The organism is Pseudomonas sp. GW456-L13 (assembly GCF_017350115.1).
In the GTDB taxonomy this organism is placed as follows: Bacteria; Pseudomonadota; Gammaproteobacteria; order Pseudomonadales; family Pseudomonadaceae; genus Aquipseudomonas; species Aquipseudomonas jessenii.
The window spans coordinates 1,379,591-1,404,230 of sequence record NZ_JACNAS010000001.1 but is presented as its reverse complement, the minus strand read 5'-3'; the positions used below and the strand labels follow the sequence as shown (position 1 = coordinate 1,404,230).

Genomic DNA, 24,640 nt, shown 5'->3' with positions numbered 1-24,640 from the left:
CCCCACCTTTTGTAACTACCGTGACCGAGTCCTGACGATGAACACACAATTTCGTAAACCGCTGCCCGGCAGCCACCTGGATTACTTCGATGTCCGCGCAGCGGTCGAGGCGATCCAGCCTGGCGCCTACGACACCCTGCCGTACACCTCCCGTGTACTGGCGGAAAACCTTGTGCGTCGCTGCGACCCGGCCACGCTCACCGAATCCCTGAAGCAATTCATCGAGCGCAAGCGCGACCTCGACTTCCCGTGGTTCCCGGCCCGCGTGGTGTGCCACGACATTCTCGGCCAGACCGCGCTGGTTGACCTCGCCGGCCTGCGTGACGCCATCGCCCTGCAGGGCGGTGATCCGGCGCAAGTCAACCCGGTGGTGCCGACCCAACTGATCGTCGACCACTCCCTGGCCGTCGAGCGCGGTGGCTTCGATCCGGAAGCGTTCGAGAAGAACCGCGCCATCGAAGACCGTCGCAACGAAGACCGCTTCCACTTCATCAACTGGACCAAGAAGGCGTTCAAGAACGTCGACGTGATCCCGCCGGGCAACGGCATCATGCACCAGATCAACCTGGAGAAAATGTCTCCGGTGATCCAGGTGCGTGACGGCGTGGCCTTCCCTGATACCTGCGTCGGCACCGACAGCCACACCCCGCACGTCGATGCGTTGGGCGTGATCGCCATCGGTGTCGGTGGTCTGGAAGCCGAAAGCGTAATGCTCGGCCGCGCATCGTGGATGCGTCTGCCGGAAAGCGTCGGCGTCGAGCTGACCGGCAAGCTGCAGCCGGGCATCACCGCCACCGACATGGTGCTGGCGCTGACCGAGTTCCTGCGCAAACAAAAAGTGGTTGGCGCGTGGCTGGAGTTCTTCGGTGAAGGTGCTGCGGCGCTGACCCTCGGCGACCGCGCGACCATCTCTAACATGGCCCCGGAGTACGGCGCCACCGCGGCGATGTTCTACATCGATCAGCAGACTATCGACTACCTCAAGCTCACCGGACGTGAAGACGAGCAGGTGCAGTTGGTCGAGAACTACGCCAAGCAGGTCGGCCTGTGGGCTGACAGCCTCAAAGGCGCGCAGTACGAGCGCGGCCTGACGTTCGACCTGTCTTCTGTGGTGCGCAACATGGCTGGCCCGAGCAACCCGCACGCCCGTGTGGCGGTGTCGGATCTGGCTGCCAAAGGTATCTCCGGTCAGTGGGACGATGTGCCAGGCCAAATGCCGGACGGCGCAGTGATCATCGCTGCCATCACCAGCTGCACCAACACCAGCAACCCGCGCAACGTGATCGCTGCCGGCCTGCTGGCGCGCAATGCCAACAAGCTCGGCCTGACCCGCAAGCCGTGGGTCAAGTCGTCCCTGGCACCGGGCTCCAAAACCGTGGCGCTGTACCTCGATGAAGCCGGTTTGACCGATGAGCTGGAACAGCTCGGTTTCGGCGTCGTGGCCTTCGCCTGCACCACCTGCAACGGCATGTCCGGCGCACTGGACCCGGTGATCCAGCAAGAGATCATCGACCGTGACCTGTACGCCACTGCTGTGTTGTCCGGTAACCGTAACTTCGACGGCCGGATTCACCCGTACGCCAAGCAGGCGTTCCTCGCATCGCCGCCATTGGTCGTTGCTTACGCCATTGCCGGTACCATCCGCTTCGACATCGAAAAAGATGTGCTGGGCGTGGTGGATGGCAAGGAAATCCGCCTGAAAGACATCTGGCCGAGCGACGAAGAAATCGACGCCGTGGTGAAAGCCTCGGTCAAGCCTGAGCAGTTCCGTCAGGTCTACATCCCGATGTTCGCGATCCACGAAGACACAGGCCCAAAAGTCGCGCCGCTGTACGAGTGGCGCGAGATGAGCACCTACATCCGCCGTCCGCCGTACTGGGAAGGCGCACTGGCCGGCGCCCGTCCGCTCAAGGGCATGCGCCCGCTGGCGGTGCTGCCGGACAACATCACCACCGATCACCTGTCGCCGTCCAACGCCATCATGCTCGACAGCGCCGCGGGCGAATACCTGGCGAAAATGGGCCTGCCGGAAGAGGACTTCAACTCCTACGCGACTCACCGTGGTGACCACCTGACCGCGCAGCGCGCGACCTTCGCCAACCCGAAACTGTTCAACGAAATGGTTCTGGAAAACGGCAAGGTCAAGCAGGGTTCGCTGGCCCGCGTCGAGCCGGAAGGCAAAGTGATGCGCATGTGGGAAGCCATCGAGACCTACATGGATCGCAAGCAGCCGCTGATCATCATCGCAGGTGCCGACTACGGTCAGGGTTCGTCCCGCGACTGGGCGGCCAAGGGCGTGCGCCTGGCGGGTGTGGAAGCGATTGCCGCCGAAGGTTTCGAGCGCATTCACCGCACCAACCTGGTGGGCATGGGCGTGTTGCCGCTGGAATTCAAGCCGGGCACCAACCGCCACACCCTGGCCATCGACGGCAGCGAAACCTACGACGTGATTGGCGACCGCACCCCGCGTGCCGAGCTGACCCTGGTGATCCATCGCAAGAATGGCGAGCGCGTCGATGTGCCGGTGACCTGCCGCCTCGACACTGCTGAAGAAGTGTCGATCTACGAAGCCGGTGGCGTGCTGCAACGCTTCGCCCAGGACTTCCTCGAAGAATCGGCGGTTGCTGTTTAACACACGCTTTGCAGACACGGGACTTTAAGTCCCGTGTCTGTTTTCAGATTAGGAGTAACGAGCACCATGGCTCATGCACCGCAGATCAAAATTCCAGCGACATACATGCGTGGCGGCACCAGCAAAGGCGTGTTTTTCAGCCTGAAGGATTTGCCTGAAGCGGCACAGGTCCCGGGTCAGGCCCGCGACGCTTTGCTGCTGCGGGTGATCGGCAGCCCCGACCCGTACGACAAACAAATCGACGGCATGGGTGGCGCGACTTCCAGCACCAGCAAAACCGTGATCCTGTCGAAAAGCATCAAGGCCGATCACGATGTCGATTACCTGTTCGGTCAGGTGTCCATCGACAAGCCCTTCGTGGACTGGAGCGGCAACTGCGGCAACCTGTCGGCGGCGGTCGGTTCGTTCGCCGTCAGCAATGGCCTGGTGGACGCCAGCCGCATCCCGCACAACGGCGTGGCGGTGGTTCGCGTGTGGCAGGCCAACATTGGCAAGACCATCATCGCCCACGTGCCGATCACCAATGGTGAAGTACAGGAAACCGGCGATTTCGAACTCGACGGCGTGACCTTCCCGGCGGCCGAAGTGCAGATCGAGTTCCTCGATCCGGCGGCGGACGAAGAGGGCGGCGGCGGTTCGATGTTCCCTACCGGCAACCTGGTGGACGACCTGGATGTGCCCGGCGTCGGCACCTTCAAGGCCACGATGATCAACGCTGGTATCCCGACGATTTTCGTCAATGCCGAAGACATCGGCTACAAGGGCACCGAGTTGCAGGGCGCGATCAACGGCGACCCGAAAGCCTTGCTGATGTTCGAAACCATCCGCGCTTACGGCGCATTGCGCATGGGCCTGATCTCGAACGTCGACGAAGCGGCCAAGCGGCAGCACACGCCGAAGGTGGCCTTCGTCGCCAAACCGGCGGATTACGTATCGTCCAGTGGTAAGGCCATTGCGGCGGGTGATGTCGACCTGCTGGTGCGTGCACTGTCCATGGGCAAGTTGCACCACGCGATGATGGGTACTGCTGCGGTGGCAATCGGCACGGCGGCAGCGATCACCGGTACGCTGGTTAACCTCGCGGCAGGCGGTATCGAACGCAACGCGGTGCGCTTCGGCCACCCGTCCGGTACCTTGCGCGTCGGCGCCGAGGCCAGCCAGGTCAATGGCGAGTGGACCGTGAACAAAGCGATCATGAGCCGCAGTGCACGGGTGTTGATGGAAGGGTTTGTCCGTGTGCCGGGTGATTCTTTCTAAGATCATCCAAACCCCTGTGGGAGCGAGCTTGCTCGCGATGGGGCCAACACATTCAATACGTGTGCTGGCTGATGCACCGCCATCGCGAGCAAGCTCGCTCCCACAGTGGCCTGCATTTCAATCATAAGAATTTGTCATTGACTGAGATTGCCCTGAACCGAGGTCCCATCAACGAACACCGCAGAGTGAATCGAACATGAGTGCCAACGTCGACCTGAACAACCGCCCCGACTACGACAAGGTCCTGCAGGACATTGCCGATTACGTCCTCAACTACAAGATCGAGTCAAAAGAGGCGCTGGATACTGCGCGCAACTGTCTGATCGATACCTTGGGTTGCGGCCTGCTGGCCCTGCGTTTTCCCGAGTGCACCAAGCATTTGGGGCCAGTGGTAGAAGGCACTGTCGTGCCGTTCGGCGCCCGGGTGCCGGGGACCAGTTACCGGCTCGATCCTGTGAAGGCGGCGTGGGACATCGGCTGCATCGTGCGCTGGCTCGACTACAACGACACCTGGCTCGCGGCGGAGTGGGGGCATCCGTCGGACAACCTCGGCGGTATTCTCGCGGTAGCCGACCATTTATCACAAAAGCACCTGGCTAATGGTGTGGCACCGCTGACCGTGCGTACAGTGCTTGAAGCGATGATCATGGCCCATGAGATTCAAGGCGTGATTGCCCTGGAAAACTCGTTCAACCGTGTCGGCCTCGATCACGTCATTCTGGTGAAAGTGGCCTCGACCGCAGTCACCGCCAAGCTGATGGGTGCCAATCGCGAGCAGTTGTTGTCGGCGTTGTCTCACGCCTTTGCTGACGGTCAGGCATTGCGCACGTATCGGCATGCGCCGAATGCCGGTTCGCGTAAATCCTGGGCGGCGGGGGATGCGTCCAGTCGTGGCGTGCGTTTGGCGGACATGGCGATGCGCGGCGAAATGGGTATTCCCGGTGTGTTGAGTGCCAGGCAGTGGGGGTTTTACGACGTATTGTTCAGCCACACTAACAATGATCTGGCGCTCAAGCCTGAAGACAGGCGTGCGTTCAGTTTCTCGCGACCGTACGGCAGTTATGTGATGGAAAACGTGTTGTTCAAGATCAGTTTTCCGGCCGAGTTCCATGCGCAAACGGCCTGTGAGGCGGCGGTGACCCTGCATCCGCAAGTGCGCAATCGTCTGCACGAAATCGACCGGATCGTCATCACCACTCACGAGTCGGCGATTCGCATCATTTCCAAGGTCGGCCCGCTGGCCAATGCCGCTGATCGCGATCACTGCATCCAGTACATGACTGCCGTGCCGCTGGTCTTTGGCAATCTGGTTGCCGAGTATTACGAAGATGATTTCCACAAGGCGCATCCGATCATCGATGTGTTGCGCGACAAGATGGTGATTGTCGAGGATCCGCGTTTCACCCGTGAGTATCTGGAGTCCGACAAGCGCTCCATTGCCAACGCTGTGCAGGTGTTTTTCAAGGACGGGTCGAGTACTGAAAACGTGGTGGTGGAATACCCGATTGGGCATCGTCGACGTCGGGTCGAAGGCATTCCGTTGCTGGAGGACAAGTTCAGGGCGAACTTGCTGACACGATTCACCAGTCAGCGTAGCGAAGAGATTTTTGCGTTGTGCAAGGATCGGCAGAAACTTGAGGCGACACCGGTAAACCGGTTTGTGGATTTGTTTGTTATCTAGGAGACCGAGTTATCGTTCATCGCGAGCAAGCTCGCTCCCACAGGAGATCTGCGGTGAACACAAACCAACTGTGGGAGCGAGCTTGCTCGCGATGAGGCCGGAACAGGCAATAAAGAACTACTTGAAACGCCGCTCCACACCTTTCTCCACGAGAATCTTCGCGGAGATTTCTTCTACGGAAAAGTGCGTGGAGTTGATGTTCGGAATGTTCTCGCGGCGGAACAGGTTTTCCACCTCGCGAACTTCGAACTCGCACTGGGCGTAGCTCGAATAGCGGCTGTTGGGCTTGCGCTCGTTGCGGATCGCGGTAAGGCGGTCCGGGTCGATGGTCAGGCCGAACAGCTTGTGCTGGTGGGCGCGCAGGGCGGACGGCAGTTGCAGGCGCTCCATGTCGTCTTCGGTCAGCGGGTAGTTGGCTGCACGGATACCGAACTGCATCGCCATGTACAGGCACGTCGGCGTCTTACCACATCGCGACACGCCCACTAGTATCAGGTCGGCCTTGTCGTAATAGTGCGTGCGGGCGCCGTCGTCGTTGTCGAGGGCGAAGTTAACGGCCTCGATACGCTCCATGTAGTTGGTGTTGGCGCCGATGGAGTGGGACTTGCCCACGGTATAGGAAGAATGCTCGGTCAGTTCCTGTTCAAGCGGTGCCAGGAACGTCGAGAAAATGTCGATCATGAAACCATTCGAGGTTGCGAGAATCTCACGAATGTCCTGATTGACGATGGTGTCGAAGATAATCGGACGGAAGCCGTCGGTTTCGGCGGCTTTGTTGATTTGTTGTACCATGGCCCGCGCTTTGTCCACGTTGTCGATGTACGGCCGCGTGACTTTGCTGAAGGTAATGTTTTCGAACTGCGCCAGAAGGCTTTGACCCAGGGTTTCGGCGGTAATGCCGGTACCATCGGAGATAAAGAAAGCAGATCGTTTCATTTGCACCTTGGGCCTTAAGCTAGTGACGAATCTTGGATATGATAGGCGCGATTTGCCGGCCGCCATTGGCCCGCATTCTCACTTATTTTCCAGGTCCAGGCCATATAACCGGCAAATGCTCACTTAAGCAGCCGGTTTCTGAGCTTTTCCAACACAGTTAGTGGAGAGATCACCTTGGTAGAGTACGTAGTTTCCCTCGATAAGCTCGGCAAACACGATGTTGAGCATGTGGGGGGCAAGAACGCATCCCTGGGCGAGATGATCAGCAACCTTGCAGGTGCCGGTGTATCGGTGCCCGGCGGCTTCGCCACGACCGCTCAGGCTTATCGTGATTTCCTGGAACTGAGCGGCCTGAATCAGCAGATTCACGATGCGCTCGATGCCCTGGACGTCGATGACGTGAATGCGCTGGCCAAGACCGGTGCCCAGATCCGCCAATGGATCATGGAAGCCGAGTTCCCTGAAAAACTGAATGCCGAAATTCGTACCGCGTTCGCCACGCTGTCCGCCGGCAACCCTGACATGGCCGTGGCCGTGCGTTCTTCCGCCACCGCCGAAGACTTGCCCGACGCATCCTTTGCCGGTCAGCAGGAAACCTTCCTGAACATCCGTGGTGTCGAAAACGTCATTCGCGCCGCCAAAGAGGTGTTCGCCTCGTTGTTCAACGACCGTGCCATTTCCTATCGCGTGCACCAGGGCTTCGACCACAAGCTGGTTGCCCTGTCCGCTGGCGTGCAGCGCATGGTCCGTTCCGAAACCGGCACTGCCGGCGTGATGTTCACCCTCGATACCGAGTCGGGCTTCCGTGACGTGGTGTTCATCACCGGCGCCTACGGCCTGGGTGAAACCGTCGTACAAGGCGCGGTGAACCCGGATGAGTTCTACGTTCACAAAGGCACGCTGGCCGCGGGTCGCCCGGCGATCCTGCGCCGCAACCTGGGTAGCAAAGCCATCAAGATGATCTACGGCGACGAGGCCAAGGCCGGTCGTTCGGTCAAGACCGTCGACGTGGACAAGGCTGAGCGCGCACGTTTCTGCCTGACCGACGCCGAAGTCAGCGAACTGGCCAAGCAGGCGATGATCATCGAGAAGCACTACCAGTGCCCGATGGACATCGAGTGGGCCAAGGACGGTGACGACGGCAAGCTGTACATCGTGCAGGCCCGTCCGGAAACCGTGAAGAGCCGCACCCAGGCCAACGTCATGGAACGTTACCTGTTGAAAGAAACCGGCACCGTGCTGGTGGAAGGTCGCGCCATCGGCCAGCGTATCGGCGCCGGCAAGGTCCGCATCATCAAGGACGTGTCCGAGATGGACAAGGTCCAGCCAGGCGACGTACTGGTTTCCGACATGACCGACCCGGACTGGGAGCCGGTCATGAAGCGCGCGAGCGCGATCGTCACCAACCGTGGCGGCCGTACTTGCCACGCGGCGATCATCGCCCGTGAGCTGGGTATTCCAGCGGTAGTAGGTTGCGGCAACGCCACCCAGCTGTTGAAAGATGGCCAGGGCGTGACCGTTTCCTGCGCTGAAGGCGACACCGGTTTCATCTTCGAAGGCGAACTGGGCTTCGACATCAAGAAGAACTCCGTGGACGCCATGCCTGAGCTGCCGTTCAAGATCATGATGAACGTCGGTAACCCGGACCGCGCCTTCGACTTCGCACAGCTGCCGAACGCCGGTGTGGGCCTGGCCCGCCTGGAGTTCATCATCAACCGCATGATCGGCGTGCACCCCAAGGCACTGCTGAACTACGACGGCCTGCCGCTGGACATCAAGGAAAGCGTCGACAAGCGCATCGCCGGTTACAACGATCCGGTCGGCTTCTACGTCGAGAAACTGGTCGAAGGCATCAGCACCCTGGCGGCTGCGTTCTGGCCGAAAAAGGTCATCGTGCGTCTGTCGGACTTCAAGTCCAACGAATACGCCAACCTGATCGGCGGCAAGCTATACGAGCCGGAAGAAGAGAACCCGATGTTGGGCTTCCGCGGTGCCTCGCGTTACATCAGCGAATCGTTCCGCGACTGCTTCGAGCTCGAATGCCGCGCCCTCAAGCGCGTGCGCAACGAGATGGGCCTGACCAACGTCGAAATCATGGTGCCGTTCGTCCGTACCTTGGGCGAAGCGAGCCAGGTGGTGGATCTGCTGGCGGAAAATGGTCTGGCTCGTGGCCAGAACGGCCTGCGCGTGATCATGATGTGCGAACTGCCGTCCAACGCCATCCTGGCTGAAGAGTTCCTCGAGTTCTTCGACGGTTTCTCCATCGGCTCCAACGACCTGACCCAGCTGACCCTGGGCCTGGACCGTGACTCCGGCATCATCGCCCACCTGTTCGACGAGCGTAATCCGGCGGTCAAGAAGCTGCTGGCCAATGCGATTGCCGCGTGCAACAAGGCCGGCAAATACATCGGTATCTGCGGTCAGGGTCCTTCGGACCACCCGGACCTGGCCAAGTGGCTGATGGAGCAGGGCATTGAAAGCGTTTCGTTGAACCCTGACTCCGTACTGGAAACCTGGTTCTTCCTGGCGGAAGGTCAAGCTTCGGCCTGATCCGGTGTAAACGGGCCGCCCCTTTCTGTGGGAGCGAGCTTGCTCGCGATGGACGTCAACGATAACGCGTTTATCCTGGATAAACGTGGTGTCCCGAGTTCTTCGCGAGCAGGGCTCGCTCCTACAGGGAGCGGTCTTTATGTGATTCAAGCAGGGCGGGCTCCATCTGGATGCCGCCCTTTTTTGTGCAAGAGATTATGCAAAGCAGCAGCAACCTATTTCCTGTCGCCCTGATCAGTGCCGAACGGCGCGGTGATCTGAGCGAAGATGTGTATCGTTTGAAACCCGGTAACAGTCCCGACTTCACCGTCGAATTGGCTGTGACACGCCTTGGCATGGCCGATGAGTCGTCCTCCCGTGGCGTGCCGGTGATCCTGCTGCACGGCAGCTTTTCCAATCGCCGGTTCTGGTTTTCTCCCAAAGGCCTGGGGTTGGGCGCTTACCTGGCCCGTCTGGGGTTCGATGTCTGGATTCCGGAAATGCGCGGTCACGGCCTGTCCCAGCGTAACCACGACTACCGCAAGAACCGTGTTGCCGACTACGCACGCTATGACCTGCCGGCCATTGGCGCGTTCGTGCGCGAACAGAGCGGGCAGGTGCCACACTGGATCGGTCACTCACTGGGCGGTATTACACTGGCCGCAGCGCTGGGTGGCGAGTACATCGGTGAGCCCGTCGTGGCCTCGGCGGCGTTTTTCGGTACACAAGTCAGTCGCACCTACTGGCCATTGAAGATTCCGCCGGTAGAGTGGAGCGGTCGCTTCATTCTCAAGCGTTTTGCCCAGTTGTCCGGCTCAAGGCTCAAGCGCGGTCCGGAGGACGAGCCCATCGGCCTGGCCCTGGAAGGCATGCGCTGGTACGGTCTGTTCGGGCGCTTTGGCGATGCCGATAAAAACTGGTGGGCGGGTTTGGCCGAGGTCAAGTTGCCGGTGCTTGCCGTGAGCGCTGCGGGTGATCATCAGGATCCTGCGTGGGCGTGTCGCAAGCTGTTCGAGCAATTCGGTTCCGAGCACAAGCAATTCATCAACCTGGAGCGCGAGCAGGGCTTCGGCGACAATTTCGGTCACGTGGAAATGCTCGTCAGCAAGGCAGCCCAGGCTGAAGTCTGGCCTTTGGTGACGCGCTGGTTGGCCGATCAACAGACACCTTTGCCGGGAGCGCAACAGGATTTGGTCGCGGCGATCTGAGCCTGACGCTCTGACAAGGGCATTTCGCTCCGGTCGGCTTGCGGCTAAGATATGACGCATTGAGCTGTTCTGGTCACTTTCCGACATCCTCGATTGTCTTCCTCTTACAGGAGTTTCTCGATGAACCATTACATCACGCCTGACCTGTGCGACGCCTATCCGGAGCTGGTGCAGGTGCTGGAACCGATGTTCAGCAATTTCGGCGGCCGTGATTCCTTCGGCGGCGAAATCGTGACCATCAAATGCTTTGAAGACAACTCGCGGGTCAAGGAGCAGGTCGAGCTCAAGGGGAATGGCAAAGTGCTGGTGGTAGACGGTGGCGGTTCCCTGCGTCATGCGTTGCTCGGTGACATGCTGGCCGAGAAAGCCGCGAAAAACGGTTGGGAAGGGCTGGTGATCTACGGTTGCATCCGCGACGTCGATATCATCGCGCAGACCGATCTGGGCGTTCAGGCCCTCGCCAGCCACCCGAGGAAATCCGACAGGCGCGGGCTCGGCGATCTCAACGTTGTGGTGACGTTTGCCGGCGTGACGTTCCGTCCAGGCGAATACATTTATGCGGACAACAACGGCGTGATCATCTCGCCCAGCCCGCTGAAAATGCCTGAATAAAGCGCCGGTTGACCAAAGGAGTGCGGATGTTCGAGGAAGAAAACGCGCAATGGGGGCTGGTGCATGCCCTGGTGCTGGACGGTAAAGGCGGTGCGCGTTCGATTGCCCGGACTGAACTCGATGACTTGCAGCTGCAGGCCCATGAAAGCCTGTGGCTGCACTGGGATCGCAGTCATCCGCAAACCCGGACCTGGTTGCGCAAATCCAGCGGTCTGAGCGAATTCAGCTGTGACCTGTTACTCGAAGAAAACACCCGTCCGCGACTTTTGCAGCTTTCGGACAGCGAGCTGCTGCTATTTTTGCGCGGGGTCAATCTGAACCCTGGCGCCGAACCGGAAGACATGGTGTCGGTGCGGATTTTCGGCTCTGCCCAGCGTGTCATTTCCCTGCGTTTGCGTCCTTTGCGTGCCACTGACGAGTTGCTGGTGCAACTGTCCGAGGGCAAGGGGCCGAAAACTGCCTCCGAACTCATCCTTTGCATGGCGCAGTACCTCACCAACAAGGTGCAGGATCTGGTCAGCTGTCTCTCGGAAGTGGTCGATGAGGAAGAAGAAAAGCTGGATGCCGACGAACGGTATACTCCTGAGCACGGGGCGGTTTTGCAGATTCGTCGCCGGGCGGCTGCGTTGAAGCGCTTTCTGGCTCCGCAGCGGGACATTTTCGGGCAGTTGACGCGAATCAAGTTGCCCTGGTTCGTCGAGGATGACGGCGATTACTGGAACGAATTGAACAACAGCCTGACCCGCTACCTCGAAGAGCTGGAATTGACCCGGGAGCGGGTGGGGCTGGTCCTGGAGGCTGAAGACCGTCGCTTGAGCGTGCGCATGAACCGCACGATGTATCGCTTCGGGATCATCACCGGGATCTTTTTGCCGATGAGTTTTCTGGCCGGGCTTTTGGGGATCAACGTCGGTGGAATTCCATTCTCTGCCAGCCCTTACGGCTTTCTGATCGCTTGCCTGATGATGGTCTCGGTGGCACTCGGGCAGTGGTGGTTGTTCCGACGTTTGCGCTGGGTCTGAGGGAAACCATGTGACCCGACCAAAACTGACCGCGTCTCCCACAGACATCACGAGAGGTGCGTATGCACGATCCGTTTGAACAGTCTTTACGCGACATGCTCAACGCCTCACCGTCCACCCGGGACGACGATGCGTGCCTGGGGCGTGTGCTGAAAACCGCCAACCGCCAGGTCGGCGCCGGTGATCTGTTCAGCCTGCTGGGGCGCTGGTTGCCCGCACTGATGATCGCCCTGAATAACGGATCGGCCCATGTCGCGCCGGTATCCCGTCTTCGTAAACCTACTGCTCGCACTGCTGATAAGGCTGATTGAATATGGAACTTGATCTCTGGACTCAGAGCCTCGTCACTGCAATGACTGCGTTGTGGACCAAGGTTGCGAACTTCATTCCGAACCTGTTCGGCGCACTGGTTGTGCTGCTGTTGGGTTTTGTCGTGGCCAAACTGCTGGACACCTTGCTCTCGAAGTTGCTCGCCAAACTGGGCCTTGATCGCTTGATGGGTGGCACCGGTCTGACCAAATTGCTGTCCCGTGCAGGGTTGCAAGTTCCTATTTCGACGCTGATCGGCAAAATCGTCTATTGGTTCGTTCTGCTGATTTTTCTGGTTTCTGCCGCAGAATCCCTTGGCCTTGAGCGAGTTTCAGCTACGCTGGACATGCTTGCGTTGTATTTGCCGAAGGTGTTCGGCGCGGCGCTGGTGTTGCTGGTCGGTGTCTTGCTGGCGCAACTGGCCAACGGGCTGGTGCGCGGAGCGGCAGAAGGCGTGGGGCTGGACTATGCTTCAGGGCTTGGACGGATTGCCCAGGGCCTGGTGATTATCATCAGTATTTCGGTTGCGATCAGCCAGTTGGAGGTCAAGACTGACCTGCTGAACCATGTGATCGTGATTGTGTTGATAACCGTTGGTCTGGCAGTAGCGCTGGCCATGGGGTTGGGAAGCCGGGAAATTGCCGGCCAGATTCTTGCGGGAATCTACGTGCGTGAGCTGTACCAGGTTGGGCAACAAGTGCGTGTTGGCGAGGTCGAAGGCCAGATCGAAGAGATCGGCACGGTTAAAACCACATTGCTGACCGATGAGGGTGAGCTAGTCTCTCTTTCCAATCGGATCCTCCTTGAGCAGCATGTGAGTAGCCGCTAACCCGGCAAACCCTGCTAATGTATGCCGCCGCAAAATGCCTGCTCACGCTGGCTGCGGCGGACATTGACCTGACTGTCGGCCCGACTTGTTTTGAATAAAGCCCAATCGTTATCCATGCGCTACGACCCCCGCGAGCTCTCTGATGAGGAGTTGGTCGCGCGCTCGCATACCGAGCTGTTTCACGTAACACGCGCCTATGAAGAACTGATGCGGCGTTACCAGCGAACATTATTTAACGTGTGCGCACGATATCTAGGGAACGATCGCGACGCAGACGATGTCTGTCAGGAGGTCATGTTGAAGGTGCTGTATGGCCTGAAGAACTTCGAAGGTAAATCGAAGTTCAAGACATGGCTATATAGCATCACGTACAACGAGTGCATCACACAGTATCGGAAGGAACGGCGAAAGCGTCGCTTGATGGACGCATTGAGTCTTGACCCCCTCGAGGAAGCGTCTGAAGAAAAGACGCCGAAACCTGAGGAAAAAGGCGGACTTGATCGCTGGTTGGTGTATGTGAACCCGATTGATCGTGAAATTCTGGTGCTACGATTTGTCGCAGAGCTGGAGTTTCAGGAAATCGCAGACATCATGCATATGGGTTTGAGCGCAACAAAAATGCGGTACAAACGCGCTCTAGATAAATTGCGTGAGAAATTTGCAGGCATTGCTGAAACTTAGTTCAGCGCAAATATCTCTTACGTGTAGGCAAGTTCTGTTAGACTTGCCGCCGAGTTGTCCCCCGGTTTGCGGGACTGCTTCACAATCACCAGATGGGGATTTAACGGATGAAACTGAAAAACACCTTGGGCTTGGCCATTGGTTCTCTTATTGCCGCCACTTCCATCGGCGCTCTGGCACAGGGCCAAGGCGCAGTTGAAATCGAAGGCTACGCAAAGAAGCAATATTTCGATAGCGACCGTAACTTCAAGAACGACGGCATCCTGCCGGGTGGTTCTATCGGTTACTTCCTGACAGACGACGTTGAACTGCGTCTGGCCTACGACGAAGTGCACAATGCCCGTGCAAACGATGGCAAGAACGTTAAGGGCGCGAACACCGCTCTGGACGCTCTGTACCACTTCAACAACCCAGGCGACATGCTGCGTCCTTACGTCTCGGGCGGTTTCTCCGACCAGAGCATCGACCAGAACGGCTCGAACGGTCGTAACCGTTCCACCTTCGCCAACGTTGGCGGCGGTGCCAAGCTGTACTTCACTGACAACTTCTACGCCCGTGCTGGCGTTGAAGCTCAGTACAACATCGACCAGGGCAACACCGAGTGGGCTCCTAGCGTCGGTATCGGTGTGAACTTCGGTGGCGGCAGCAAGCCAGCTGCTGCTCCAGTTCCAGCTCCGGAAGTTTGCTCTGACAGCGACAACGATGGCGTTTGCGACAACGTTGACAAGTGCCCAGACACCCCAGCCAACGTAACTGTTGACGCTGACGGCTGCCCGGCAGTTGCTGAAGTTGTTCGTGTTGAGCTGGACGTGAAGTTCGACTTCGACAAGTCGGTAGTCAAGCCAAACAGCTACGGCGACATCAAGAACCTGGCTGACTTCATGAAGCAGTACCCATCCACCAGCACTACTGTTGAAGGTCACACTGACTCCGTCGGTCCTGACGCTTACAACCAGAAACTGTCCGAGCGTCGTGCAAACGCCGTTAAACAAGTTCTGACCAACCAGTACGGTGTTGAATCGTCCCGCGTTCAGTCTGTTGGCTACGGCGAATCCCGCCCAGTTGCTGACAACAAAACTGACGCTGGTCGTGCAGTTAACCGTCGCGTAGAAGCGCAGGTTGAAGCTCAAGCTAAGTAATTAGCTCGCAGCTCTGAAAAGCCCGGCTCAGGCCGGGCTTTTCTTTGTCTGCGATTTAGTGGAACAGGTGAAACTACGCTGACTGATCTGCCGCCATCACAGGCAATTCACGCTCCCACAGCGATTGAGTTGCACAGGCTGCCACTGCACCGATCACCAGTATGGCAGGGCTTTTCAGCTGGAATCTGTAGGCAGCTTCATCCATGTTTGTGAGAGTGCTCCGACATTCCCGTTGATGGGGCAAGGAGGCATTTTCAATCATGGCCACGGGCGTATCCGTTGCCATGCCGCCGGCCAATAGCTGCTCACGGATTTCACCGAGCTTGGCCACTCCCATGTAAATCACCAGCGTCGTTCCGCCTTGGGCCAGTGCCTGCCAGTTCAATTGGCTGTCGTCCTGGGTGTGTGCGGTGACCAGCGTGACACCACGGGCTACACCGCGCAAAGTCAGCGGAATATCGCATTGCGTTGCCCCCGCCAGCCCGGCAGTGATGCCGTTGACCAACTCGGCTTCGACCCCACGCTCACGCAGCCACTGCGCCTCTTCACCACCGCGGCCGAAAATGCATGGATCGCCGCCCTTGAGCCGCGCTACGCATTTACCCTGCCGGGCATAACGAAGCATCAGGCGATGGATGAACGCTTGTGGGGTAGAGCGGCAGCCGCCACGCTTGCCCACCGGAATGATCCGCGCCCCAGGGCAATGCTCGAGTACCGCGACATTGACCAGGTCATCGATCAGCACCACATCTGCCTCGCGCAAGGCACGTACCGCCTTCAACGTGAGCAACTCCGGATCACCCGGGCCCGCACCTACCAGCCAGACTTTTGCACTCATAGTGTTTTCCTCACGAGAAGACGGTGACTGGCTGCGCCGTGGCAGCCAGCAGGCGTTTGATTTCCGGAACGCAGGACCCGCATTGCGTGCCGCAACCCAGTTCTTGCTTGAGCCCCTGCAAGTCCAGGCCACGGCTGATGCCGGCGCAGATCGCGTTCTGGCCGACGTTCTTGCAATTGCACAGGATCTTGTTCGAGTTGAAGGGCATGTCGAGATTGCCCGGTGGTGCGCTCAGCGGCGCAAGCAGCCAGCGCCGCAGTTGCTGGTCCGCGCGACCTTCGAGCCACAGCCCCTGCAACCAGTGCTGGGCAAGGGTTTCACCGGCCAGTCGAATGGCAGTGATCCGGCCATTTTCGATCCGCACGCGCTTGCCTATGGCCCGTCGAGGGTCGTCGTAAGCCAGTACCGGGCCGTCATCGAGCGCCAGGTTTTTATCGATTTCGCTTAGCAACTCTGCCGAAGGTGCTGAAGTATTGGCAGCCCGCACAAGCAGGGCAGGGCGCTCACGGCCAACCAGACTGAGACTGACGTAGGAAAACGCCTCACAGAGCGGTCGTAGCGTTTCAAAATGCCGTTGAACATCGCCCTCGATCAGTGCGAATAGTTTCCAGGGCAAATCCACCGGATCCAGGCGAACGCCGCTGTGTTTAAGTTCGGGCTGTTTCGACAAAGGATCGAATGCGGGCAGAGTGAGACTGTTCACCCCGCCCTTGAGAAAACGATCGCCCCAATGCATCGGCAAAAAGGCCTGGCCTGGACGCACGCTGTCATCGCTGGCAACCGCGACGACGATTGCGCCGCGCCTGCTTTTCAGGCTGACCAGATCCCCCGGCTGCAGGCGATGGCGGCGCAGTTCGTCCGGGTGCAGGCTCAACTCCGCTTCGCTGACATGGCCAAACAGCTGCGCAGCGGTGCCGGTGCGGCTCATGCCGTGCCATTGATCGCGCAGACGGCCGGTGATCAGGGTCAGCGGGAAGCGTGCATCGCGTTGCTCTTTGGCGGCACGGTATGGATCGGCCACGAACTGTGCGCGCCCATTGGCAGTGGCAAATACCCCGTCGACGTACAGCCGGGCCGTGCCTTCAACGGCACCCGCAGGGAAGGGCCACTGCTGCGGGCCGAGACGATCGATCAGTGCATGGCTGATACCGGACAGATCCAGGTCGCGACCTTGAGTCAGTTGTTTGTATTCGTCAAAGACCTGAGCGGGATTATCAAATTCAAACAGGCTGGCTTGGCCGGGACGCAGGTGTTTTTCCAGGCGTTGTGCGAAATCTACGGTGATTGCCCAGTCCGGCCGCGCCTCACCCGGTGCGACGATTGCCTGGCGTACGTGGGAAATGCGTCGCTCGGAGTTGGTCACGCAACCTTCCTTTTCCCCCCAACTGGCGGCGGGCAACAGAAGGTCGGCGAACTTCGCGGTTTCAGTGGTGCTGAAGGCTTCCTGCAACACCACGAACGGGCAGGCTTGCAGAGCTGCGCGCACGGCCGTCTGGTCCGGCATGGATTGCGCGGGGTTGGTGCAGGCGATCCACAACGCCTTGATCTTGCCGTTGCGCACTTGCTCGAACAATTCGATCGCAGTGAGCCCGGGGCTTTCCGGCAGTTGCTCGACGCCCCAGTAGGACGCCACTTGCGCACGGTGTTGTGCATTGGCGGCGTCACGGTGACCGGGCAGCAAGTTGGACAAACTGCCGGTTTCCCGTCCGCCCATGGCATTTGGCTGACCGGTGAGGGAGAAAGGTCCGGCGCCGGGACGACCGATCTGCCCGGTGGCCAGGTGCAGATTGATCAATGCACTGTTTTTCGCGCTGCCGGCGGTGGACTGGTTAAGCCCCATGCACCACAGCGACAGAAAGCTCGGTGATGTGCCGATCCACTCGGCACATTGCTGCAATTGCCCGAGGCTGATACCGCAGAGCTGCGAAACCATTTGCGGCGTGTAGTCACGCACCAGGTTTTTCAGCTCGGCCAGGCCTTCGGTGTGGTCCCTGATGAAGTCACGATCTATCCAGTCTTCCCACAGCAGCAGATGCAAAATCCCATGGAACAAGGCGACATCGGTGCCCGGCAAGATCGCCAGGTGCAGGTCAGCCAGATCGCAGGTATCTGTGCGACGTGGGTCAATGACGATGACCTTCATCTGCGGCCGGCGGGATTTGGCTGCTTCCAGCCGGCGAAACAGCACCGGGTGGGCGTAGGCCATGTTGCTGCCGACGATCATCACGCAATCGCTCAGCTCCAGGTCTTCGTAGCTGCAGGGCGGGGCGTCGGCACCCAGGCTGCGCTTGTAGCCGACCACCGCCGATGACATGCACAGGCGCGAATTGCTGTCGATGTTGTTGGTGCCTACCAGGGCACGCGCCAGCTTGTTGAAGGCGTAGTAGTCCTCGGTCAACAGTTGCCCGGAAATGTAGAACGCCACGCTGTCCGGGCCATGTTCGGCAATGGTCGCGGCAAACACGCTGGTGGCGTGATCGAGGGCGGTATCCCAATCGGTGCGGTGGCGGGCCAGGCTTTTACCGAGGCGCAGTTCGGGGTACAACGCCCGCGCCGTCAAGTCGCCGGTCAGGTGCAGGGTCGAACCCTTGCTGCACAGTTTGCCGAAATTGGCCGGGTGCGCCGGGTCGCCGCTGACGCCGAGGATGTGCTCGCCGTCGTGCTCGATCAGCACCCCGCAGCCGACCCCGCAGTAACAGCAGGTGGACGCAGTGATCTGGCGGTCCATCAGCCTGCATCCCGCAGGGCCAGCATCACCCGGCCATTTTCCACCCGGGCGAGATGGTGATGGGCACAGCCGATGTCCGGGGCCAGGGCTTCGCCGCTTTCCAGGTCGATTTGCCAGTTGTGCAGCGGGCAGGCCACACGCTTGCCGTAGACCAGACCTTGGGACAACGGGCCGCCCTTGTGCGGGCAGCGGTCGTCGAGGGCGAACACTTCGTCGTCGCTGGTACGGAAAATCGCGATGTCTCCCTTTGGCCCGGCGATGATCCGCGAGCCCAGGGCATTGATCTCTTCCAGTGCACAGATATCCAGCCAGTTCATGCCAGCACCTCCAGGTTTTTCACGGGGATGACGTCGAATTCTTTTTTCAGCTGGGGCTGTTCCAGGCGCTCTTTCCACGGATCCTGTTCGAACGACAGGGAGAATTGCAGGCGATCGTTGAGCGCCTTGCGCCGCTCCGGATCTTCCAGCACGGCTTTCTTGATGTGTTCCATGCCGACCCGTTGCAGGTAGTGCACGGTGCGCTCGAGGTAGAAGGCTTCTTCGCGATAGAGCTGCAGGAATGCACCGTTGTATTCGCGCACTTCTTCGGCGGTTTTCAGTTTGACGAAAAATTCCGCGACTTCGGTCTTGATCCCGCCGTTGCCGCCGATGTACATCTCCCAGCCGGAGTCCACACCGATAATTCCCACATCCTTGATACCGGCTTCCGAGCAGTTGCGCGGGCAACCGGAGACAGCCAGTTTCACCTTGTGCGGCGACCACATGTTGAACAGGTCATGTTCCAGTTCAATGCCCAGCTGTGTTGAATTCTGGGTGCCAAAGCGGCAGAACTCGCTGCCGACGCAGGTTTTCACTGTGCGGATGGATTTGCCATAGGCGTGGCCGGACGGCATGTCCAGGTCTTTCCACACCCCCGGCAGGTCTTGCTTGCGAATACCCAGCAAGTCGATGCGCTGGCCACCGGTGACCTTGACCATCGGCACGTTGTACTTGTCGGCGACGTCGGCAATGCGCCGCAGCTCTGAAGGATTGGTCACACCGCCCCACATCCGCGGGACTACAGAGTAGGTGCCGTCTTTCTGAATATTGGCGTGGGCGCGTTCATTGATCAGGCGCGATTGCGGATCGTCCTTGGCTTCTCCTGGCCAGGTGGAGATCAGGTAGTAGTTGAGCGCCGGGCGGCAGGTGGCGCAGCCGTTGGGTGTGCGCCAGTTCAGGTAGCTCATGGTGCCGGCGATGGTCAGCAGGTGCTGCTCGCGGATGGCCTGGCGGATTTGCCCGTGGTTGAGATCGCTGCAGCCGCAGATGGCCTTTTCGCTTTTCGGTTTGACGTCCGCCGCGCCGCCCACGGTGTTGATCAGGATCTGCTCCACCAAACCCGCGCACGAGCCGCAGGAGCTGGCAGCCTTGGTGTGTTTCTTGACGTCGTCGACACTGAACAGCCCGTGCTCCTGGATCGCCTTGACGATGGTGCCTTTGCACACGCCGTTGCAGCCGCAGACTTCGGCGTTGTCGGCCATGCTCATGGCTTTGTCCTGGCCTTGATGTCCTACGTCGCCAAGCGCATTTTCACCGAACATCAAGTGATCGCGGATCTCACTGATGGCATGGTTTTCACGGATCTGCCGGAAATACCAGCCGCCATCCGCCGTATCGCCGTACAGGCAGGCGCCCACCAGCACGTCATCCTTGATCACCAGTTTTTTGTAGATGCCGCCAATCGGGTCCGAGAGGGTAATGGTCTCGGTGCCTTCACCGCCCATGAAGTCGCCGGCGGAAAACAGGTCGATACCGGTAACCTTCAATTTGGTCGAGGTCACCGAACCCTTGTAGGTGGCAAAACCCAGTTGGGCCAGGTGGTTGGCGCAGACTTTGGCCTGTTCGAACAGCGGCGCCACCAAACCATAGGCGATACCGCGGTGGCTGGCACACTCGCCGATGGCATAGATCCGTGGGTCGTAAGTTTGCATTGTGTCGTTGACCAGAATCCCGCGGCTGCACGGAATGCCGGATTTCTCCGCCAATTCGGTATTGGGGCGAATGCCGGCGGCCATCACTACCAGGTCAGCGGGAATGATGTCGCCGTTCTTGAATTGCACCGAACCGACCCGGCCGTTGCCAGCGTCGTGCAAGGCCTGGGTCTGCTCGCACAGGCGAAAGTGCAGGCCGCGAGATTCCAGCGCGGTTTGCAGCAACTGGCCGCTGGTCTTGTCCAGTTGCCGCTCCAGCAACCACTCGCCGATATGCACCACGGTGACGTGCATGCCCCGCAGCATCAGGCCGTTGGCGGCCTCCAGGCCGAGCAGGCCGCCGCCGATCACTACGGCGTGCCGGTGGGTTTTCGCGGTGTCGATCATGGCCTGGGTGTCGGCGATGTCGCGGTAGCCGATCACGCCGTCAAGGGTGTTGCCGGGAATGGGCAGGATGAAAGGCGTTGAGCCGGTGGCGATCAGCAGGCGATCGTATTCGGCTTCGCTGCCGTCTTCGGCAATGACCCGGCGCTTGACCCGGTCGATCTCCACCACCTTGCGGTTGAGCAGCAGCTTGATGTTGTTTTCCAGGTACCAGTCCAGGTCGTTGAGCACGATTTCTTCGAAGGTCTGTTCGCCCGCCAGCACCGGCGACAGCAGGATGCGGTTGTAGTTGGTGTGCGGTTCGGCACCGAAGACCGTGATGTCGTACAGCTCCGTGCTCAGTTTGAGCAGCTCTTCCAGGGTCCGGACCCCGGCCATGCCGTTGCCGATCATCACCAGTTTTAGTTTTTTCATCAGGTTCTCCGGGGAGCTCGGGCCTGCCTCATCAGTGGCAGGCCATGCTCGACAAATTTTGCGCAAACAAAAAAAGGCGTCCCGCTAGTTGCCTAGCGAGGACGCCTTTGTCCTGGTCCCGTTCTCTCGGGAAGTGCAACCTTCGTCGTTGAAGCCTGCGCTGTATGTCTGTTGAAAGAGGTAATGCAGTGGTTATGCCAAGTCGCTCAAATCCCGTGTTTGTTGGCATTTTCCCCGTTCACAAGGGCAGAACCGTGAGGGAGTGCACCGATTCAAGGCGCTTTGCCCGCTAATGGAGCGCAACCATCAGCAGCACCAGATTGAGCAGCAACGATACCAGCGCCAATGTTCGCCAGACTTTCAGCGGTTCGCGCTCCAGCAAAGGCCTGGGGCGCACGCTCAAGCTGTGGCGCTCGCCCTGTTCGATCAGTAGCAGCCATTCTTCCGCTGTTTCGAAACGCTGGTCGGGGGCCGCCGCCACGGCGCGCTCCAGGCTATGGGCGATCCAGTCCGGCAGGTCGGGCCGGTAGCGGCTGGCGTTGACCGGGAGGCCAAACCTCGGGCGCTGGAAGGCTTCGATTTCGCCATAGGGGTAATGCCCGGTGAGCAGGAAATACAGGGTTACTCCGACGGCGTACAAGTCCTGCTGTGGCGTCGGTACTTCGCCGCGAAAGGCTTCGGGCGCGATGTAACTGGGTGTACCCGGCAGCGCCCAGGGCAGATCTTGCGAAAGCCCGGGGCAGTAGGCGAGGCCGAAATCCAGCAGGCGCAACTCACCATCGTCCCCCAGCAGCAGGTTTTCCGGTTTGATATCGCGATGCAGGATCTGCCGTCGATGCAACAGGCCGACCGCTCGCAGCAAGCGTTCGGCGATGTCTTGCCACTGGGGCAGCGGCAGCGGTCCGCCTTGCTCATGTCGTTGGGCCAGGGTAGCGCCCGAATATTCACGCATCACGTAGTACAAATGCTGACGCTGACTGGCGGAGTGGACTTCAGGAAAATGTCGACCGGCCACGCGTTTGAGAAACCATTCTTCCGACAGTAACGCTTGCCCGGCCTGGTGATCGTCGTGCAGGCGACCGGGCAGGGTTTTCAACAGCCAGGGTTGTTGCTGGCTGTCGCGAACGCGATAAAGCAGTGATTGCTGGCTCTGTGCGACGATCCCTTCGACCTGCCAGCCCTCGAACGCCTGACCCGGTTTCAGGGCAGGCGGCAGTGGCCATTGCTGTAAGTGCATCAACGCATCGCCAATGCTCGCTTCACCGAGGGCATCGACCCGCACCAGCATGGCGCTGGCGTTGTCCTGGCTGCCCGCCAGGTGCGCAGCATTAACCAGGGTGTTCGCAGCGCTGTGCAAATCCGGTTGATCGCGCAGGATCGCGGCAATGGCGGTATCGCCCAGGACGGCCCAGACGCCGTCGCTGAGCAGGACGAAGCATTCATCGGGGCGCAACTCACCGTCGAGAAAATCCAGCACCAGGTGTTGATCGAGCCCCAGCGCCCGTTTCAGCACATGCTGCATGCCCGGCTGGTCCCAGACGTGATCCTCGCTGATTCGCTGCAATTGGTCGGCGTGCCAGCGATACACCCGACAATCGCCGACATGGGCCAGGGTAAAACGCCGGCCGCGCAGGACCAGCGCACTCAGGGTGGTCAGCAGCGGTTGTCCGCCGCCATTGGCCTGTAACCAGCGGTTCTGCGCCAGCAGCAGGCGATCGAGTGCCTGTGCGGCGCTCCAGGTTTCCGGCGTGGCGTAGTAATCCAGCGCCAGGGCCTGCAGGGTCGAACGGGCAGCCAGACCGCCATCGACGCATTGGCTGACTCCGTCGGCAATCGCGAACAGGTAACCCTTGCTCGCGGCCAGCGCCGGAGCCGGCGTGACCAGGCGCAGGGCATCCTGGTTTTCCTCGCGAGGACCGATGGCGCTGGCTTCGGCGAAACTCAGTTGCAGGCTCATCGGGGCGTCAGACTCGCGCTGCCGTCACGGCGGCCGAACCCCAGGTGGTTCTCCAGCGACGTTTTACGCCGTGCAGACCGAACCAGGCCAGAACGCCGAGGCTGGCGAACAACCACAGTGCCAGTTGATAGCTGCCGGTGCTTTGCTTGATCGCGCCCATGCCGGCCGCGAGGGCAAAGCCACCGATACCGCCGGCCATGCCGATCAGGCCGGTCATCACGCCGATTTCCCGGCGAAAACGCTGGGGCACCAATTGGAATACCGCGCCATTGCCTGCGCCCAGACCGAGCATGGTGCAGACGAAAAGTGCCAGTGCGGCGTAGGAACTCGGCAGATTGAAGCCGACCACGGCAATGCAGATCGCCGCGACGGTGTACATCGCCAGCAGAGTCCGAATGCCGCCGAACCGGTCAGCCAGCGCGCCACCCAAGGGGCGCATCAGGCTGCCGCCGAACACGCAGGCTGCGGTGTAGTAGCCGGCGGTCACCGGGCTCAAGCCGTACTGGTCGTTGAAATAACCGGGCAGGGCACTGGCCAGACCGATGAAGCCGCCGAATGTCACGCTGTAGAAAAACATGAACCACCAGCTGTCACGATCGCCCAAGGCCTTGAAGTAGTCGGCCATGGATTTGGCTTTTGGCCGCTCGGGGGCATTGCGGGCCAGCCAGGCGAAGACGATCAGGGTCAGAATCAGCGGAATCAGGGCGAAACCGAACACGTTGCTCCAGCCAACCGCCGCCGCCAGCACCGGGGCGATCAATGCGGCGAGCACCGTGCCCGAGTTCCCCGCGCCGGCGATGCCCATGGCCTTGCCTTGATGCTGCGGCGGATACCACTGCGAGGCCAGGGGCAAGGCGACGGCGAACGAAGCGCCGGCCATGCCGAGGAACAGGCCCAGCAGCAACGCCTGCTCGTAGCTGTGGATCCCGAGTTTCCAGGCACCGAACAGCGCGCAGATCACGATGACCTGACCGATCAGGCCGGCGGTTTTGGGCGACAGGCGATCAGCCAGCATCCCCATCACGAAGCGCAACACCGCCCCGGCCAGAATCGGCGTGGCGACCACCAGCCCTCGTTGCTGCGTCGTCAGGTGCAGGTCGGCGGCGATCTGTACCGCCAAAGGACCGAGCAGGTACCAGACCATGAAGCTCAGGTCGAAATAGAGGAAGGCTGCGAACAATGTGGGTGTATGGCCGGATTTCCAGAAGCTTGAATTCATTGCGCACCTCAGCTGTGAAGAGTCTCGAAAGGAGTCATGAGCTTGCAGGTGGGGCGCCGATACGGCCGCACCACCGGCCCCGTGCTGTGGGGCCAAAACGAAAAAACGCCGCTACCCGATCCGCCAAGGGCAAATGAGGTGAGCGACGTCTTTGTCGTAGGTGGGGCAACCGCCGTTGGTTACCTGTGGTGATTACTTAGCGAGATCTGTGCCAACACTCGAAATCGAGCAGCCATTCGCGAGCAGGCTCGCTCCCACAAGGGAATGGCGTCGAACACAAACCACCTGTGGGAGCG

18 protein-coding genes are annotated in these 24,640 nt (G+C 60.0%); 11 read left to right on the top strand and 7 right to left on the bottom strand.

Features of this window, described 5'->3' with window-relative positions; translation table 11 throughout:
* Nucleotides 1-37: 37 nt before the first annotated feature.
* The 3 genes from acnD (at nucleotide 38) to prpD (ending at nucleotide 5,570) form a co-directional block, all read left to right on the top strand.
* On the top strand, nucleotides 38-2,632 hold the full coding sequence (gene acnD, locus J4D25_RS06285) for a Fe/S-dependent 2-methylisocitrate dehydratase AcnD (RefSeq protein ID WP_057715708.1): 2,595 nt from the start codon (nucleotides 38-40) through the stop codon (nucleotides 2,630-2,632).
* Between the two features lie 66 nt (nucleotides 2,633-2,698).
* Complete coding sequence (prpF, locus tag J4D25_RS06280; protein WP_057715707.1) at nucleotides 2,699-3,889, top strand: 2-methylaconitate cis-trans isomerase PrpF; 1,191 nt, start codon at nucleotides 2,699-2,701, stop codon at nucleotides 3,887-3,889.
* Between the two features lie 196 nt (nucleotides 3,890-4,085).
* Entirely contained in the window at nucleotides 4,086-5,570 is a 1,485-nt protein-coding gene (gene prpD / locus J4D25_RS06275) for a 2-methylcitrate dehydratase (protein ID WP_057715706.1), read from the top strand.
* 117 nt (nucleotides 5,571-5,687) lie between these two features.
* On the opposite strand, the gene J4D25_RS06270 is transcribed toward prpD, so the two are convergent.
* Nucleotides 5,688-6,506 (bottom strand): pyruvate, water dikinase regulatory protein, encoded by an 819-nt coding sequence (locus J4D25_RS06270; protein ID WP_008048584.1) that lies wholly within the window; start codon nucleotides 6,504-6,506, stop codon nucleotides 5,688-5,690.
* A gap of 174 nt (nucleotides 6,507-6,680) precedes the next feature.
* Here J4D25_RS06270 and ppsA point away from each other — a divergent pair, with 174 nt between their 5' ends.
* The 8 genes from ppsA to J4D25_RS06230 all read left to right on the top strand — a co-directional run bounded on the left by ppsA (nucleotide 6,681) and on the right by J4D25_RS06230 (nucleotide 14,835).
* Nucleotides 6,681-9,056, top strand: coding sequence for a phosphoenolpyruvate synthase (ppsA, locus tag J4D25_RS06265; RefSeq protein ID WP_007988920.1), 2,376 nt, complete (start codon nucleotides 6,681-6,683; stop codon nucleotides 9,054-9,056).
* A gap of 197 nt (nucleotides 9,057-9,253) precedes the next feature.
* The gene (locus J4D25_RS06260) at nucleotides 9,254-10,243 is read left to right on the top strand and encodes an alpha/beta fold hydrolase (protein WP_057715705.1); all 990 of its coding nucleotides are present in this window, start codon (nucleotides 9,254-9,256) and stop codon (nucleotides 10,241-10,243) included.
* A gap of 120 nt (nucleotides 10,244-10,363) precedes the next feature.
* Nucleotides 10,364-10,855 (top strand): ribonuclease E activity regulator RraA, encoded by a 492-nt coding sequence (gene rraA, locus J4D25_RS06255; RefSeq protein WP_008027412.1) that lies wholly within the window; start codon nucleotides 10,364-10,366, stop codon nucleotides 10,853-10,855.
* Between the two features lie 26 nt (nucleotides 10,856-10,881).
* A complete protein-coding gene (locus tag J4D25_RS06250) occupies nucleotides 10,882-11,877 on the top strand; it encodes a zinc transporter ZntB (RefSeq protein WP_057715704.1) in 996 nt (331 codons plus the stop codon).
* Nucleotides 11,878-11,939: 62 nt separating this feature from the next.
* The gene (locus J4D25_RS06245; RefSeq protein ID WP_008017601.1) at nucleotides 11,940-12,188 is read left to right on the top strand and encodes a hypothetical protein; all 249 of its coding nucleotides are present in this window, start codon (nucleotides 11,940-11,942) and stop codon (nucleotides 12,186-12,188) included.
* Between the two features lie 2 nt (nucleotides 12,189-12,190).
* The gene (locus tag J4D25_RS06240) at nucleotides 12,191-13,015 is read left to right on the top strand and encodes a mechanosensitive ion channel domain-containing protein (protein WP_008048604.1); all 825 of its coding nucleotides are present in this window, start codon (nucleotides 12,191-12,193) and stop codon (nucleotides 13,013-13,015) included.
* 90 nt (nucleotides 13,016-13,105) lie between these two features.
* Complete coding sequence (sigX, locus tag J4D25_RS06235) at nucleotides 13,106-13,696, top strand: RNA polymerase sigma factor SigX (protein WP_015096065.1); 591 nt, start codon at nucleotides 13,106-13,108, stop codon at nucleotides 13,694-13,696.
* Between the two features lie 107 nt (nucleotides 13,697-13,803).
* Nucleotides 13,804-14,835, top strand: a complete 1,032-nt coding sequence (locus tag J4D25_RS06230; protein ID WP_057715703.1) for an OmpA family protein — start codon at nucleotides 13,804-13,806, stop codon at nucleotides 14,833-14,835.
* A gap of 73 nt (nucleotides 14,836-14,908) precedes the next feature.
* Here J4D25_RS06230 and cobA read toward each other — a convergent pair whose 3' ends face one another.
* The 6 genes from cobA to J4D25_RS06200 form a co-directional block, all read right to left on the bottom strand.
* Complete coding sequence (cobA, locus tag J4D25_RS06225; RefSeq protein ID WP_057715702.1) at nucleotides 14,909-15,673, bottom strand: uroporphyrinogen-III C-methyltransferase; 765 nt, start codon at nucleotides 15,671-15,673, stop codon at nucleotides 14,909-14,911.
* A gap of 10 nt (nucleotides 15,674-15,683) precedes the next feature.
* Nucleotides 15,684-18,401, bottom strand: coding sequence for a nitrate reductase (locus tag J4D25_RS06220; protein ID WP_057715701.1), 2,718 nt, complete (start codon nucleotides 18,399-18,401; stop codon nucleotides 15,684-15,686).
* Nucleotides 18,401-18,718, bottom strand: a complete 318-nt coding sequence (nirD, locus tag J4D25_RS06215; RefSeq protein ID WP_046042889.1) for a nitrite reductase small subunit NirD — start codon at nucleotides 18,716-18,718, stop codon at nucleotides 18,401-18,403. The genes J4D25_RS06220 and nirD overlap by 1 nt, the downstream gene beginning before the upstream one ends.
* A complete protein-coding gene (nirB, locus tag J4D25_RS06210; RefSeq protein ID WP_057715700.1) occupies nucleotides 18,715-21,168 on the bottom strand; it encodes a nitrite reductase large subunit NirB in 2,454 nt (817 codons plus the stop codon). Before nirB ends, nirD begins: the two co-directional genes overlap by 4 nt.
* Nucleotides 21,169-21,457: 289 nt before the next feature.
* Complete coding sequence (locus J4D25_RS06205) at nucleotides 21,458-23,125, bottom strand: bifunctional protein-serine/threonine kinase/phosphatase (protein WP_057715699.1); 1,668 nt, start codon at nucleotides 23,123-23,125, stop codon at nucleotides 21,458-21,460.
* A gap of 7 nt (nucleotides 23,126-23,132) precedes the next feature.
* Entirely contained in the window at nucleotides 23,133-24,344 is a 1,212-nt protein-coding gene (locus tag J4D25_RS06200; protein WP_057715698.1) for a NarK/NasA family nitrate transporter, read from the bottom strand.
* Between the last annotated feature and the right edge of the window lie 296 nt (nucleotides 24,345-24,640).

Excerpts from the sequence above, each read along its gene's own strand:
- J4D25_RS06200 (WP_057715698.1), bottom strand. The coding sequence starts at position 24,344 with ATGAATTCAAGCTTCTGGAAATCCGGCCATACACCCACATTGTTCGCA.
- J4D25_RS06220 (WP_057715701.1), bottom strand. The coding sequence starts at position 18,401 with ATGGACCGCCAGATCACTGCGTCCACCTGCTGTTACTGCGGGGTCGGC.
- J4D25_RS06245 (WP_008017601.1), top strand. The coding sequence starts at position 11,940 with ATGCACGATCCGTTTGAACAGTCTTTACGCGACATGCTCAACGCCTCA.
- acnD (WP_057715708.1), top strand. The coding sequence starts at position 38 with ATGAACACACAATTTCGTAAACCGCTGCCCGGCAGCCACCTGGATTAC.
- nirD (WP_046042889.1), bottom strand. The coding sequence starts at position 18,718 with ATGAACTGGCTGGATATCTGTGCACTGGAAGAGATCAATGCCCTGGGC.
- rraA (WP_008027412.1), top strand. The coding sequence starts at position 10,364 with ATGAACCATTACATCACGCCTGACCTGTGCGACGCCTATCCGGAGCTG.
- cobA (WP_057715702.1), bottom strand. The coding sequence starts at position 15,673 with ATGAGTGCAAAAGTCTGGCTGGTAGGTGCGGGCCCGGGTGATCCGGAG.
- prpD (WP_057715706.1), top strand. The coding sequence starts at position 4,086 with ATGAGTGCCAACGTCGACCTGAACAACCGCCCCGACTACGACAAGGTC.
- nirB (WP_057715700.1), bottom strand. The coding sequence starts at position 21,168 with ATGAAAAAACTAAAACTGGTGATGATCGGCAACGGCATGGCCGGGGTC.
- J4D25_RS06230 (WP_057715703.1), top strand. The coding sequence starts at position 13,804 with ATGAAACTGAAAAACACCTTGGGCTTGGCCATTGGTTCTCTTATTGCC.
- J4D25_RS06260 (WP_057715705.1), top strand. The coding sequence starts at position 9,254 with ATGCAAAGCAGCAGCAACCTATTTCCTGTCGCCCTGATCAGTGCCGAA.
- J4D25_RS06240 (WP_008048604.1), top strand. The coding sequence starts at position 12,191 with ATGGAACTTGATCTCTGGACTCAGAGCCTCGTCACTGCAATGACTGCG.
- J4D25_RS06250 (WP_057715704.1), top strand. The coding sequence starts at position 10,882 with ATGTTCGAGGAAGAAAACGCGCAATGGGGGCTGGTGCATGCCCTGGTG.
- J4D25_RS06270 (WP_008048584.1), bottom strand. The coding sequence starts at position 6,506 with ATGAAACGATCTGCTTTCTTTATCTCCGATGGTACCGGCATTACCGCC.
- prpF (WP_057715707.1), top strand. The coding sequence starts at position 2,699 with ATGGCTCATGCACCGCAGATCAAAATTCCAGCGACATACATGCGTGGC.
- J4D25_RS06205 (WP_057715699.1), bottom strand. The coding sequence starts at position 23,125 with ATGAGCCTGCAACTGAGTTTCGCCGAAGCCAGCGCCATCGGTCCTCGC.